This is a genomic window from Enterococcus casseliflavus (assembly GCF_029215545.1).
Classification (GTDB): domain Bacteria; phylum Bacillota; class Bacilli; order Lactobacillales; family Enterococcaceae; genus Enterococcus_D; species Enterococcus_D casseliflavus.
Genome location: NZ_CP119393.1, coordinates 1,453,726 through 1,466,743, shown reverse-complemented (window position 1 = coordinate 1,466,743; position 13,018 = coordinate 1,453,726). Strand labels below are relative to the sequence as shown.

The following is a 13,018-nucleotide window of genomic DNA, read 5'->3' as shown; positions in this document are numbered from 1 at the left end:
TATGAAAAAAGTTGTGACTATCGGCGGTGGGATCATCGGTTTGACCCTCGCCAATTATCTTGATAAAACCAAATTTGACGTGACTGTCATTGATTCCCTTATAGGGCAAGCAACGTCTGCTAGCGCTGGCATCATCTCCCCTTGGCTCTCCAAACGCCGCAATAAAAAATGGTACCAGCTTGCACAAGACGGTGCCGCGTTTTTTCCACAATTGGTGCGGGATTTTGCTTTGGATGAATCCATCTATGCCCCCTGTGGCACTTTGGTGGTGCGACCAGAAAAGGCGCTTCAAGAACTGGCAGAATTAGCTGAAAACCGACGTAAAGCGGCACCAGAAATCGGTGAAATCGACTTACTGACGGGCCCACAAACCAAAGAGGTATTGCCAATACTTAAAGAAATGCCCTCTTTACGGATCTCAGGCGGTGGTCGCTTAGATGGCCAAGCTTATCTTGCCCACTTAAAAGCAACTGCTCAGCAGCAGCAAGTTGCTTTTATTGAAGAAAAAGCTGAGATCGTCAGAAACGACAACCATTGGCAAATCAAAACAAAGAATCAACTCCTTGAGGCGGAGATTCTTTGCCTGACAGCTGGACCGGGATTGCTAGACTTGTTATCACCTTTAGGGTATCAGGTTGATATCCGTCCGCAAAAAGGCCAGTTGCTCTCTTTTGCCTCCAGCCTGCCGACAAACAGTTGGCCGGTCGCCATGCTAGAGGGCGAGGGTGACTTGATTCCCTTCTCTGATGGGCAAATTTTATTAGGAGCCACCCATGAAAACGATGCTGGTTGGGATTTGACACCTACTGAAGCAGCCCAACAGCAATTGATGACAGGAATCGGTGCTTTTCTTGAAGACCCTGAAGCACTCTTTGCTGCCCCAATGACTATGCGAGTCGGCACACGCGCTTACACCTCTGATTTTGCGCCTTTCTTTGGGGAAGTGCCTGATGAAACGAATTTGTTCGCCGCCAGCGGGCTAGGTTCTTCCGGTTTAACGACGGGACCTTACATCGGTTATCTGCTAGCAAATCGGATCAATGAGGTACATGCGCAACCAACAGACTTCTCGTGCTACACCAAACCGATGACAGAGTATATCAAGAAGCGCCTTTGATAGGAAACCACTAAAAAACCACCAGAACCGTTACGGTCTGGTGGTTGTGCTGTTTGATTCTTGTAAAATTACGGACAATTTCCTAACTACTAGTTAAACATATTCTCCTGTTTCCCAATAATCGAGTAAAACTTCATTGATGATCTCACGATCCAGTGGTTCACGGATATCATCATCAAAGGCATCTTCGATCGGGACATCGCCCACAGCTTTGATACAAACCGGGACGACCGGATTCGGATGATCCTCTGCTGTCAACACTTTTTCAATCTTGATCTTATGTGTCCAATCTGCCCCCATATCATAAATATAGGTCATGGACCTACAATACTGAAAATCTTGGTCAATAGCGGACGCATCCGTTGGAACGGAATTGCCTAAGCCGATCGATTTCGAGCCGGCAATAAACAAATACAAATGTTGATTCATCCACTCAAAGGCAATCTGAATCAACATATGCAGCTGTTCATAGGTCAGCCCTGCTGGAATAATCAAACGACGCCAAATTGGCGGACGGTATCCTTCTAAATCAATACGGACCTGATATGCGACCGGCGTATCTGCTGCGTCATCAAAGGCCGTATGTTTTGTTGGAAATGGGACGATTTTTGGCGAGATTGCAGCAATACGCGGGTCATCAACAGGCAATAGTTCATGTTCTTCAGGATCGGTGTCTTGAATCATCGCTAACATCGCTTCTTTCTTTTCAGCTGACCAAAACTGGGGTTTGGACATCCGTGCGAAAAAGATAGGTTGTTTTTCAGCCAATACAAAGGCGATTTCTTGGTATTGTGATTTGGTGATATGCTTTTCTTTATACATGCAGTAATAAAAGTCTTCAATGGCTGTTTTGGCAAACGGAAGAAAATTTAAACTGTACGGTACTTCTTGAGGCAGCATTTCGGTATACACCGATTCGACAAAGACTTTGTCTTTTAATTTAGTCATGCCACCATCTGTTTCCGCGCAAAAGATCAAGTAAAAAACAGGATCTAAGTAGTGTTCAAGATCGTCGTCACTAACCACACTTGGTCCGCCATACAAATCAACGTGATCCATCATACGGTCAATCACTTTCGCTAATTTCTTCAATGTTTTTTCCAAAAAAATTCTCGCTCCTTCCTATCAAGTTTACTTTGACGAAAAGAGCGAGGATTGTCAATCTTTTTTTTAATGGGAAAGCATTTCCTGTGCAATTTCTAATCCGCTCATCCCAGTTGGATAATAGGTTGGCCAATGATCCATTTCTTCTAATAAGGCTTCATGACTATCATTGCCGAAGTAGATATGGAAATGATGGGACGCACTTGGTGCGATCATATGGTCGCTAAATTGGATATATTTGAACGCCGCATCTTCGTCAGTGCTTTCAAACAAGAAACGTACGCCCCGATTACCAGCGGAATAGTTCAAAATCTCTTTGCCAGTATACACATAATTTGCTTCTTTCTTCGTACCATCATCGAAGATAAACGTCATTGTATTGTCTGTGATCTTGATCTGAGCAACATCTGTTTGATAACCGGTCGTATAATACTCTTTGTATTCGTCAGCCGTCATTTTCTTGTCCATTTTTGCTTTATAATCAAACACTTGATCTAATGTTCCGTCTTGTAAAAATGGATACACGGATTGCCATTCTCCTGCCCAATCAGATAAGGGACGATCTTGTACATCTGCATCCTCGAAATAGCCGTTATAAACCGTTTTTTCTTTTTCGGCTTCCGCTATTTCTTTGTCATTTGCTACATCGGTCGTTTTTCTCAAGGCATCACGGTTTTGTTCCATGATCGAAATATAGTCTTCCCCGTTATCCATTTGCTCTTGGGTCAACCCTTCTAATGGATTCAAGACAGCCAGTTCGACACCTGCTTCTGAAGCTAACGTTCGTGCAATGCTGTCTTTGGCATTTTCTTCAAAGTAAATCGTTTGGATACCTGTTTCTTGAACGAACTCTTTTAGTTCTGCGATTCGTGAAGCGGAAGGTTCCTCGCTTGGTGAAAGACCAGAGATCGGTACTTGGGTCAACCCGTATTCCAATGCCAAATAACCAAAAGCTGCGTGCTGGGTCACGAAGTGATTTTGCGCTGGATTGCTAAACGCTTCTTCATAAGACGCATGAAGCTCTTGTAACTTCGCTAAATAATTCGCAGCATTTTCTGCAAAGGCTGTCGCTTTCGCTGGATAAGCCTCACTTAGTTGGTCACGGATCGCCTCTACTTGTTTCATGGCTAAGCTTGGTGCTAACCAAACATGGGGATCCAATTCATGGGAATGACCATCATCGCCATGATCGTGGTCATGATCATGATCCTCGTCTCCTGGAAGTAAGACCATTCCTTCTGTGGCTTTGACCACTGTCACATCGCCATCATTTAACGTAGCTTCAATCGAAGGAACCCACATTTCCATGTTCTCATTGTTGTAGACAAAGACATCCGCATCTTGGATCTTTGCCATGTCCTTTGCAGACGGTTCGTAGTCGTGGGAATCAGTGCCTGCGGGCATCAATAATTCGACCTGCCCTTCCTCCCCTACGACTTGGCGTGTAAAATCATACATCGGATAAAACGTGGCCATGACCTGAATTTGTTCATTCTCAGAAGAGGCGTTTCCTGACTGCTCCGTAGCGTCAGATCCACCTTGACCACAGGCAGCCAATGCGAGGGCTACTGCTGATAACATCGTTATTTTAAAAAACTTCTTCATTTTCTAACTACACTCCTTTTATTTTTCCTCTTTTTCTTTCCCTTGGTAAAATACTGATAAATCAATTACGATTTATAAAAACAAAACGTAACGTTTACGTTTTACCATCGGTTTTATACTTTACACAACTATTTGCAACCTGTCAACCGCTTTTTCACTTGTTTTTTTATATGTAAAAACCTTCATATGTACCACCACAGATATCAGTGAAGAAACTTCCTTGAAAGACTTGCTCTGCTAATTTTTTTTCAATCGTCGAACATCTCTTTTTATTGTCCTTTGCTGGGTCCTGTGCTACACTCGAGGGGTAATTGAATAGAAGATTATCCACTAGGGGCGCTTTATGCTGAGATAGACGTAAGTCTGGTCCCTTAGAACCTGATTTGGTTAGTACCAACGTAGGGAAGTGGCAGCGCATGATTTTTCGCGTTCCCATTTTTTCTGTCTACGTGTGGATAGAAAAAGGAGGAACGCTTTTTTTGTAGACAGAAAAACCATCGAGAGGAGAAGAGAAAATGACAAATGAACCAATCGCCTGTGCCGCAGGCGGGATCGATATCACTGGGTGCCGAGTAAGTTTGTACCCCATGAAAGACCACTTTGCGCAACAAATCGTAACGAGCATTGAGCGGACGGATACAACAGCTGTTTGGCAGCAAACCGATCTGTTCAGCACCCTTTTCCGAGGGGAAGCCCCAAGTGTTGTCGATGCGGCAGCTGGGCTATTTATCAACGCTTACGAATCCAAGACACACCTCGTGGGTGAGTTTACTTTTTCTAAGGGCTGTCCTGGCGATTCTGCCGGTGACGCGTTTTTGAATGGAGAACAGGCACAACCCAATAAAGCAAGCAATCTTATGAATGGTACGTTTGACGTGGATTGTAAATACTCGTTTTATGTATTTGGGGAAAACAATTACATGGAAGAGATCGCCACCATCGTCCAACTGGCAGAAACCTATGGTTTGGCGCCTCGCTCCGCCCATTATGTCACGATGCTGACGGGAACGGCCAACCAACTCTTTGGGTATTTTGAAGCGGCATTAGCGTATGCCCATGACCATCTTCCCCATTATGTGTTAGAAGCAACGGTCTCAGTCAACAGTCCTTCCAAAAAGAAGGCGGTGTCGCATGACTAAATGGGTCTTAAAAGATGTCATTATGGTGGGGATCGCTTCGTTGATTTTTGGCGTGATCTATTTGGGCGCTGTTCATTTTGGGCTGTTGTTAGGTACGCTTTTAACACCCTTTGGTTTGTCTGTTTTAGCGAATGAGTTTATTTTCGGGGTATGGTTCATGGCAGCGGCTTTTGCTGGCTATGTGCTGCGCAAACCGGGCGCAGCGACGATCACTGAGATGATCGCCGCACTTTTAGAAGTGTTTATGGGGAATTTTTATGGACCGATTATTTTTATCAGCGGGTTTGTACAAGGGATTGGAACAGAAGCTGGCTTTGCATTAGGTGGCTACCGTCGCTATGGCTGGTTCCCTTTGATCACTGGTGCCATTGGCGCCACGATCACGAGTTTTCTTTGGGGGATCATTCGGTCAAATTTCGTTGACTTGCAATGGCAGTTGTTGGTGGTGATTTTTATTATTCGCTTGCTTTCTTCTTTATTCTTTTCCGCCTTTTTGGTCAAGATCGTCTGTGACCATCTGACACGCATGGGCGTTCTCAATAGTTACCCGATTGCTGAAGACCAAACCATTAGCGCCAAACGAGAAGCGGCATGAGCCTGCTCGTGAAAAACGGCTGCTTTTTCGTGGATCAAAAACGGCTTGATCTGACACTGTCTTTAGCCCCCGGAGAAACAAAAGGAATCTATGGTGCTTCAGGAACAGGAAAAAGCACTCTTTTCTACCTCTTAGCGGGGCTTAACGAGAAAGGGTTTGAAGAAGGAACCTATACGATCGATGACCAAACGCTAAACCAGCTTTCCATTCGAGAAAGAAGCACGTCGATCAGCTTACTGTTTCAAAATCCAGATATGCAATTTTGTATGGCCACGCCTCGAGAAGAACTACTGTTTTGTCTTGAAAATCAATGTATTCCCCAAGCCGACATGCCAAAAAAAGTAGCGGAAGCCTTGACGTTTTGCGAGATCAGCCATCTTGCCGATCAGCCCTTTACGACCTTGTCTGGCGGTGAGAAACAGTTAGTAGCATTGGCTTGTTGTCTGATTTTAAAGAGTCGCTACTTGCTTTTGGATGAACCATTTGCCAATTTGGACGCTGACACAAGTCAAAAAATCATTCGAAAACTGCGACAGCTCCAAAAGCAACATGCCATTGGCATCTTACTGATCGACCATCAAATCAAAGAAACTGCTGACTGGGTAGCTGAGTGGCTGCTGATTGAAGAAGGATTCAGATCCGTCGATCAAGAAAAGATGCGCACACTCGATCAGGAGCTGCGCAGGTCACTACCGCCTGTTGAGATTAAGAAACTTTCTGCAAAAGAGCGGCTATCTTTTCAAGATTTTCGCCTGCCGATCCGTAACCAAGCGATTGTTTTTCCGAATCTTACCTTTGATAGTGGGACAATGATTGGTCTTACCGGACGTAGCGGCAGCGGCAAATCTTCGTTTTTAAAAGCGATCTTACAGCAGCAGGCGTACTCAGGAACCATTCGCCTGTGCGGGGATCCAATCAAGAAGCATCCCTCCCCTTTTCGGTCCATCAGCTGGATCATGCAAAATCCGCAGGACCAGTTTTTGGCTGCTACAGTGGCACAGGAGCTTAGCCAAGGACGTGCAGCGACCGAGAGTGACAAACTGCTGGAAAAATTGCGACTACAAAACAAGAGCACTCAGTCCCCTTTTCTACTCAGCCAAGGCCAGCAAAGACGCTTGGCAGTAGCAGCTTTATTGCAGCGACCAGTCAAATTACTGTTGGTGGATGAACCGACCTATGGCCAAGATGTCAAGCAAGCTTGGCAGGTCATGCAGCTGTTAGCCGAAAAAGCCGCAAGCGGCACCTTGGTTTTAATCGTTAGTCACGATGTCTTATTATTGGAAGCATTTTGTTCACAAATCATTGATTTTAATCATTATGAAAAGGAGGACATAGATGCGCACCCTCAACCCGACAGTCAAGTTATTCGCCATTTTAGGACTCGCCTTACTGGTTTCTTTTCAAAATAATTTCAGATTGAATCTGCTACTCTGTGTCCTGTTCTTTGCTGTTTCTGTAAACGAACGCTCTTTGAAAAAAAGCCTTTTGCTTGTTTCTGCATTGACCTTGGCAGCTGTGGGGGTCTTTTTCACCGGACTCCTTTACTACCAGGACAACCAAGGTGGCTCCTCCTCAGCAGCAGCTATGCGCTATGGACTTGACATGGCAAGCCGTATCTATTGCTTTGGTATGTTGGGTAGTTCTTTCAGTGTATCGACCACGATCAATGAGCTGATCTATTCGCTGCAGCAACAGCTGCGACTCCCCGCCGTTTTTGCCTATGGTCTGCTCGCTGCGTTTCAAATTGCGCCCATCATTCCAGCCGAGTATCAGAATATCCGTAATAGCATGCGTTCTAGAGGAATCCCCGTCAATCTATTTTCATTCAAGATGCTGATCCCTTTACTGGTCAAATCGATTCGTTGGTCTGAGCTCTTGGCGACTGCGATGCTTTCAAGAGGATTTGACAGCGAGGCAAAGCGAACCTACGCCAAGTCATTTCGCATCACTTTCGCCGATATGCTCTTTCTATCTTTTTGTCTGATAATCGGCCTCGCTGGAACCCTGATCTTATAAAGGGGAAAAAGAGAAAAAGCCAAAGAAACACTGCCGTTTCTTTGGCTTTTTCCTTCTTATGGCTAAGAGATGATTGATTTTTTTATGGATCCAGATTTGATTTGATAGAGCGTTACAAACAAGGTGGTCACTAAAATATACATTGCGAAAAGGAAATACATGTTTTTAAAAAGCTGGATCGTCGTTTGATTGAGCCAAGCCCCTACTTTAGGGATATAAAAAATGGGTTGCCCAATCAATTGGCTTTTTTGGATTTCTTTTGGTTCCATCTGGCTTTGGTTATCACCGATCGCATAAAGCACCGATTGGTTTTCTCCCACTGCAACGATTCGCCGTGTGCGCATCTGTCTGCCGTGATCGACATAATAGGTCACTTCATTACCAACGACCAAATTGTCTTCTGAAGCCTTCTTAACAAAAAGTAATGTCCCTTCGGAATATGTAGGTTCCATTGCATCGCTGTTAACGATGGCCATTGTGAAACCAAACGCATGAGGAATCACGACCGCTAAAACAGAAATCAGCATAAACAACAATACAAAAAGTGAGAGCATGATACTTTGTTTTGGCAAAAGTTTCATTTTCTTTTCTCCTTCTAAGGCTCAGTTTCTTTTTCGATTCTATAACATATTTAAATTTTTTTCAAATATTTAAAAACGATTCATTGAATTTTTATGCGTATTTTTTCTGATTATTATTTGACTTTATTTTACTATTTATATTATGCTAAAGGCGATTAAAAAACATAGGAGAAAAAGTATGCTTTTTTTAAATAACAAGTTCTTTTTTAAACGTTGGATTCCCTTTATCCTACTCGTTCTATTTTTGCTAGGAAGCATCGGTTTTTTTCTTATACTCTTCCTATCTCCTACTTCTGATAACCATACCGTGGAGAAGAAGGAAGATTGGATTTTTTATGCGGAAGACAATCCTGATTCTACTTTTATTAGCCGTTATGTGAAATATTTACCTAGCGTAAAAGCCAATGAGCGATTTGTCATGCAGCGAAAAATGACCAATGAATACAAATATCCAACGATGCTGCTGATTGGCGATCATCAACACATGACCGTCTATTTGGATGATCAAGAAATTTATACCAATGAAGCTGCCGAACATTCATTGACCTTCAACCATCCTGGCAAAACCTTATCTTTTATCACATTGCCAGAGGATTACGTTGGAAAGACGTTGAAGATCTACGTGACTAGTCCTTTCGACACCTATTCTGGCTTTCCAGCCGAAGTCTTTTTCGGTCCTGCCAATGCATTGATCGGTTATGTTTTTAGTCTATCAATTTTGAATATCTATATCCTCCTATTTACCGGATTTATTTGTATCCTTAATTTATTTTATCTCTTCGTTTCTTTTATCAACCAAAGAAAGCTGAAAGTATCTTCCATTTTATTCAGCGCCTTTGCTTTAAGTGCAGGTTTAGAAGCAGGCTTCGGGGATCTGCTGGGTGGACTGCTTTTTTCTCCCATCGTGAATTCATTTATGTTAAATTTTCTTTCGATTATTACGCCCATGTTTTTGATTGGGTTTTACTACACAAACATGCACTTCGTACGTAAGTATTATCAGAAATGGTTGTTTGTTCACTACTCCTTCGGGATCTTTGCCATGTTTTTGGCACTTTTTCAAAAACAAAGTTTGCCAGTCGTCATGAACTATCTGTTTTTGTTAAACATCACCAGCACCTTTGTGACTTCGTTTGCGGCGATTTATGAGGCGTTAAAAAAGAATCAATTTTATGTCCTTTGTGCACCTTGGATCGTTGTCGCGGCAATCGGTCATGGGTTCTTGTATATCCAGGATATTTTAGTCCTCCCGCAATCTGACATCAATTGGCGCTCGATCATCTTTTTCTTACTGATACTTATTTTTACTTGTTATGGGTTCCTCGAACTCTTTTTTGCCAGTGAAGGCAAAAATAAGCAGATCGACACAGCAGACATCAAAGTGCGATTGTATGAAAATCAGCAGGCGATCGGTCCAGATCAAACGGCACAATGGCAGCAAGTTTTACAAACCATCAAAAAGAGAACCCATACCATTAAAGACATGTTAGAAGACGAACAACTAGCGGCTGCGTATGAAGGTCTTTGCGAGATTGAAGAAGAAATCAAGCAGCAGCTAACGATCCCTGCGGTTGAAAAAGAATCGATCACGACGATGCTGCTTGCTGATTATCAACACACTGCCGCTCAAAAAAGAATCACGCTTACTTGCGATGACCTCACGGAACCACTGGAACGATTGGAAGAAAATGATCGTCTGTCCTTGATCGCCCATTGCTTAGAGTACGCCATCCGCTACACCTGTTCGGTCACAGATCCTCAAAATCGCAGGCTTTCGTTGAAAGTGACTGACACAAAAGAACAGCTACATATCGACTGTCAAATGCCGCTTTTGACAGAGGATGAGGCAGAAAAACTGCAAACTGATGAAGCAAAACGACAGGCGATCCATACCGATGTGCAAATGCTGGAACAAATTTGTCTTGTCTATCAAGGAAGTCTGCGTATCGAGGATTCAGATGATTTTCATTTTTTGCGTTTAACACTTGCCGCTAAAGCGGATCTGCTGTCTTTTGACTGACTGCCTTTTCTCCGATACGTTAAACGGTCTATTTTAAGAAAAAGCGAAAAAACTCTTGCTTTTTTCGCTTTTTCGCTTTAGCATGATAAAGAACAGCAACAAGCATTGGAATAGTAATTTTATGATGGTCTTAGAGAGTCGACGGCAGCTGAAAAATCGACACCCGCTGATAAAATGAACCTACCCAATGGCAATGACCGCAAAACGGTCGGTGGAAAGGCCTTATCCTTTACGAGTTGGATTATCCCGATCGATAATCAACAAAGGTGGTACCGCGAAATCCAAGCATTTCGTCCTTTTTAGGACGAGATGCTTTTTTATTTTTTTAAGGAGGAAAAACAATGACACAAAAAAATGATTTTACAGAATGGTATATCCAAACGATCCAAAAAGCCGAATTGATGGCTTACTCCCCAGTGAAAGGTTCCATTATTTTCCGTCCTGACGGCTTCGAACTTTGGGAGCATATCCAAGAGGAGTTCAATCGTTTCTTGAAAAAAGAAGGCATTCGCAATGCATACTTCCCAATGCTGATTCCGCAAAATTTCTTTATGAAGGAAGCGGATCATATCGAAGGCTTTGCCCCTGAATTACCTTGGGTCACAGAAGTCGGCAACGAAAAACTGGAAGAACCTTTGGCCTTGCGTCCAACCTCAGAAACCATGATCGGCTCTGCCTTTTCTGATTGGATCAACTCCTACCGTGACCTGCCTTATGAAATCAATCAATGGGCAAACGTCTTTCGTTGGGAAAAGAAAACATTGCCTTTCTTGCGTACCTCAGAGTTTTTATGGCAAGAAGGTCATACCGCTCATGAAAATGAAGAAGATGCTCGTCAACGCACCATGAAAGTCTTAGATGAATATGCCCGCCTTTGCGAAGAATTCCTAGCGATCCCTGTTTATCGTGGACAAAAAACCCCATCTGAGCGCTTTGCGGGGGCAGTAGATACGTATTCGATCGAAGCGATGATGAAAGACGGCAAAGCAGTCCAAGCAGGAACCAGCCACTACATGGGGACAAAATTTGCTGAAGCATTTGATATTACGTATCTAACGAAAGAAAACAAGCATACCCATGCCCACACAACCTCTTGGGGTGTCTCTACCCGCTTGTTAGGTGCCTTGATCATGACCCATGGCGATGAAAATGGTTTAGTTTTCCCACCAACCATTGCACCAACCCAAGTTGTGTTGTTACCAGTCGGTCCTTGGAAAAAGAATCCAGCCATCTTAGAAAAATTAGAAGAACTGTATGCCAACTTTAAAGCCAAGGGCATTCGTGTTCGTTTGGATGATTCTGATAACTCACCTGGCTATAAATTCAATGAATGGGAACTAAAAGGCGCTTGCTTGCGAATCGAATGTGGCCCAAGAGATTTAGAAGCTGGCAAAGTCATGGTCAAAGTCCGTGACCTACCTGACAAGCAAACGGTGGCGCTTGAGGAATTAGAAGCGTTTGTTGACCAAGAATTACAAGCAATGACTCCACGTTTATTAGCAGCTGCGAAGGAACGAAACAAAGAAAATGAGTACACCAACATCGATACATTGGATGAACTAAAAGCCCATATCGAAACGTGCAAACAAGAAGACAAAGTGACTGGTTTTGTTTTGATCGGTTGGGACGGCTCGGAAGAAACCGAAGCCAAAATCAAAGAAGAAACTGGCTTTACTACCCGAAACATTCCGTTTGAAGCGCCAATGGAAAAAACGGTCGATATCGTCAGCGGGAAACCTGCCAAACACACCGTTTGGATCGCCCGCGCATACTAATAAAAAACGAAGCAGCCCGATGGAAAAGGCTGCTTCGTTTTTTGATTAATAAATCAATGAAAGAAAATCTTCAGGCGTGATGTTGCCAAAATATTTTTTGACATCAATGTTGTCAATGACTTGTGCCAAATCTTCTTTGGCATAACGAGTACCGATCAGGGCTTGTTCTACATCTGCAATGTCCCCTAGGCCGAAAAAGTCGCCAAAGATTTTGGCATCCGTGATTTTTCCTTCTGCCACATTTAAACGAACTTCGATGGAGCCGATCGGGAATCGATGACGACGTTCGATATCAAAGGCTGGTGATTTGCCGTAATTCCAATCCCAATTACGATAATACTTATCGGAAATCTCATTGATCTTGACCCAATCCTCTTCTGTTAGTTCATAGGTTTTGACGTCTTCCACGGAATCGACACCAAAAATCTTCAACAAGATTTCTTGACGGAACTCTTCAGTCGTCATGTCTTGCTTCTCTTTTGGCAAGAATGGTTTGATGTTGGTCACTCTTGAACGGATCGATTTGATGCCTTTTGATTCGATTTTGTCTTTACGGACTTTCAAGGCGTTGACTACTTCATTGATGTCACTGTCAAACATGATCGTGCCATGAGCAAACATCCGGCCATTTGTTGCGTACATCGCATTCCCAGAAAATTTCATGTCATTGATCACAAGGTCGTTGCGGCCTTTTAATTGCGCCCCTTCAACCCCCATCTCATGTAAAGCTTGGACGATTGGTTTGGTCAGTTTTTCAAAATCTCTGAAAGAATTCCCATCGTCAGGCATAATAAAGCTGAAATTCAAGTTTCCGAAATCATGATAGACTGCACCGCCGCCGCTGAAACGACGAACGACATGGATCCCATGTTCATCCACATATTCCTTATTGATCTCTTCGATCGTATTTTGATTGCGTCCAATGATAATCGATGGTTCATTAATGTAAAAAAGTAAGATTGGTTCATCCACTTTCATTTCTTGAAGAAGAAAAATCTCGATGGCTAAATTGATGCGTGGGTCATTCAGTTCGTTCGGTACAAAAAGCATACTATTCGTTCCTCCT

General features: G+C 43.3%; 11 protein-coding genes, 1 riboswitch and 1 other annotated feature. Of the genes, 7 read left to right on the top strand and 4 right to left on the bottom strand.

Annotation, left to right across the window (positions count from 1 at the left end):
• Position 1 precedes the first annotated feature (1 nt).
• Entirely contained in the window at positions 2-1,117 is a 1,116-nt protein-coding gene (locus tag P0G38_RS07180; protein WP_275854820.1) for an NAD(P)/FAD-dependent oxidoreductase, read from the top strand.
• A gap of 93 nt (positions 1,118-1,210) precedes the next feature.
• Here the strand turns inward: P0G38_RS07180 and P0G38_RS07175 are convergent, their stop codons facing one another.
• Together P0G38_RS07175 and P0G38_RS07170 are read right to left on the bottom strand one after the other, a co-directional pair.
• Complete coding sequence (locus P0G38_RS07175; protein ID WP_275854818.1) at positions 1,211-2,221, bottom strand: plasmid pRiA4b ORF-3 family protein; 1,011 nt, start codon at positions 2,219-2,221, stop codon at positions 1,211-1,213.
• Between the two features lie 66 nt (positions 2,222-2,287).
• Positions 2,288-3,826: a metal ABC transporter substrate-binding protein gene (locus P0G38_RS07170; protein ID WP_015509936.1), complete on the bottom strand. Its 1,539-nt coding sequence runs from the start codon at positions 3,824-3,826 to the stop codon at positions 2,288-2,290.
• A 322-nt stretch (positions 3,827-4,148) separates the two neighbouring features.
• Positions 4,149-4,248, top strand: a riboswitch (TPP riboswitch).
• A gap of 93 nt (positions 4,249-4,341) precedes the next feature.
• On the opposite strand from P0G38_RS07170, the gene P0G38_RS07165 reads away from it, so the two are divergent.
• Genes P0G38_RS07165 through P0G38_RS07150 form a run of 4 tightly spaced genes read left to right on the top strand, consistent with a single transcriptional unit; the run spans position 4,342 to position 7,576 of the window.
• Entirely contained in the window at positions 4,342-4,965 is a 624-nt protein-coding gene (locus tag P0G38_RS07165; RefSeq protein WP_010749531.1) for a YkoF family thiamine/hydroxymethylpyrimidine-binding protein, read from the top strand.
• The gene (locus P0G38_RS07160; protein ID WP_010749530.1) at positions 4,958-5,560 is read left to right on the top strand and encodes an ECF transporter S component; all 603 of its coding nucleotides are present in this window, start codon (positions 4,958-4,960) and stop codon (positions 5,558-5,560) included. The genes P0G38_RS07165 and P0G38_RS07160 overlap by 8 nt, the downstream gene beginning before the upstream one ends.
• Positions 5,557-6,969, top strand: a complete 1,413-nt coding sequence (locus P0G38_RS07155) for an ABC transporter ATP-binding protein (RefSeq protein WP_275854814.1) — start codon at positions 5,557-5,559, stop codon at positions 6,967-6,969. Before P0G38_RS07160 ends, P0G38_RS07155 begins: the two co-directional genes overlap by 4 nt.
• Complete coding sequence (locus P0G38_RS07150; protein WP_151195015.1) at positions 6,896-7,576, top strand: energy-coupling factor transporter transmembrane component T; 681 nt, start codon at positions 6,896-6,898, stop codon at positions 7,574-7,576. Before P0G38_RS07155 ends, P0G38_RS07150 begins: the two co-directional genes overlap by 74 nt.
• Positions 7,577-7,638: 62 nt before the next feature.
• Here the strand turns inward: P0G38_RS07150 and P0G38_RS07145 are convergent, their stop codons facing one another.
• Positions 7,639-8,157 carry a S24/S26 family peptidase gene (locus P0G38_RS07145; protein WP_010749528.1) on the bottom strand — a complete coding sequence of 173 codons (519 nt, stop codon included), beginning with the start codon at positions 8,155-8,157 and terminating at the stop codon, positions 7,639-7,641.
• Between the two features lie 178 nt (positions 8,158-8,335).
• Here P0G38_RS07145 and P0G38_RS07140 point away from each other — a divergent pair, with 178 nt between their 5' ends.
• A complete protein-coding gene (locus tag P0G38_RS07140; protein WP_275854811.1) occupies positions 8,336-10,177 on the top strand; it encodes a hypothetical protein in 1,842 nt (613 codons plus the stop codon).
• A 96-nt stretch (positions 10,178-10,273) separates the two neighbouring features.
• Positions 10,274-10,478, top strand: a binding site (T-box leader).
• Between the two features lie 40 nt (positions 10,479-10,518).
• Positions 10,519-11,952, top strand: a complete 1,434-nt coding sequence (gene proS / locus P0G38_RS07135; protein ID WP_142968228.1) for a proline--tRNA ligase — start codon at positions 10,519-10,521, stop codon at positions 11,950-11,952.
• A gap of 45 nt (positions 11,953-11,997) precedes the next feature.
• Here proS and P0G38_RS07130 read toward each other — a convergent pair whose 3' ends face one another.
• A complete protein-coding gene (locus P0G38_RS07130; RefSeq protein WP_275854808.1) occupies positions 11,998-13,002 on the bottom strand; it encodes a lipoate--protein ligase in 1,005 nt (334 codons plus the stop codon).
• Positions 13,003-13,018 lie beyond the last annotated feature (16 nt).

What these genes read in the sequence shown, in the direction of transcription:
- P0G38_RS07170 (WP_015509936.1), bottom strand. Translation starts at nt 3,826, where the DNA reads ATGAAGAAGTTTTTTAAAATAACGATGTTATCAGCAGTAGCCCTCGCA.
- P0G38_RS07165 (WP_010749531.1), top strand. Translation starts at nt 4,342, where the DNA reads ATGACAAATGAACCAATCGCCTGTGCCGCAGGCGGGATCGATATCACT.
- P0G38_RS07140 (WP_275854811.1), top strand. Translation starts at nt 8,336, where the DNA reads ATGCTTTTTTTAAATAACAAGTTCTTTTTTAAACGTTGGATTCCCTTT.
- P0G38_RS07155 (WP_275854814.1), top strand. Translation starts at nt 5,557, where the DNA reads ATGAGCCTGCTCGTGAAAAACGGCTGCTTTTTCGTGGATCAAAAACGG.
- P0G38_RS07160 (WP_010749530.1), top strand. Translation starts at nt 4,958, where the DNA reads ATGACTAAATGGGTCTTAAAAGATGTCATTATGGTGGGGATCGCTTCG.
- P0G38_RS07145 (WP_010749528.1), bottom strand. Translation starts at nt 8,157, where the DNA reads ATGAAACTTTTGCCAAAACAAAGTATCATGCTCTCACTTTTTGTATTG.
- P0G38_RS07130 (WP_275854808.1), bottom strand. Translation starts at nt 13,002, where the DNA reads ATGCTTTTTGTACCGAACGAACTGAATGACCCACGCATCAATTTAGCC.
- P0G38_RS07180 (WP_275854820.1), top strand. Translation starts at nt 2, where the DNA reads ATGAAAAAAGTTGTGACTATCGGCGGTGGGATCATCGGTTTGACCCTC.
- P0G38_RS07150 (WP_151195015.1), top strand. Translation starts at nt 6,896, where the DNA reads ATGCGCACCCTCAACCCGACAGTCAAGTTATTCGCCATTTTAGGACTC.
- proS (WP_142968228.1), top strand. Translation starts at nt 10,519, where the DNA reads ATGACACAAAAAAATGATTTTACAGAATGGTATATCCAAACGATCCAA.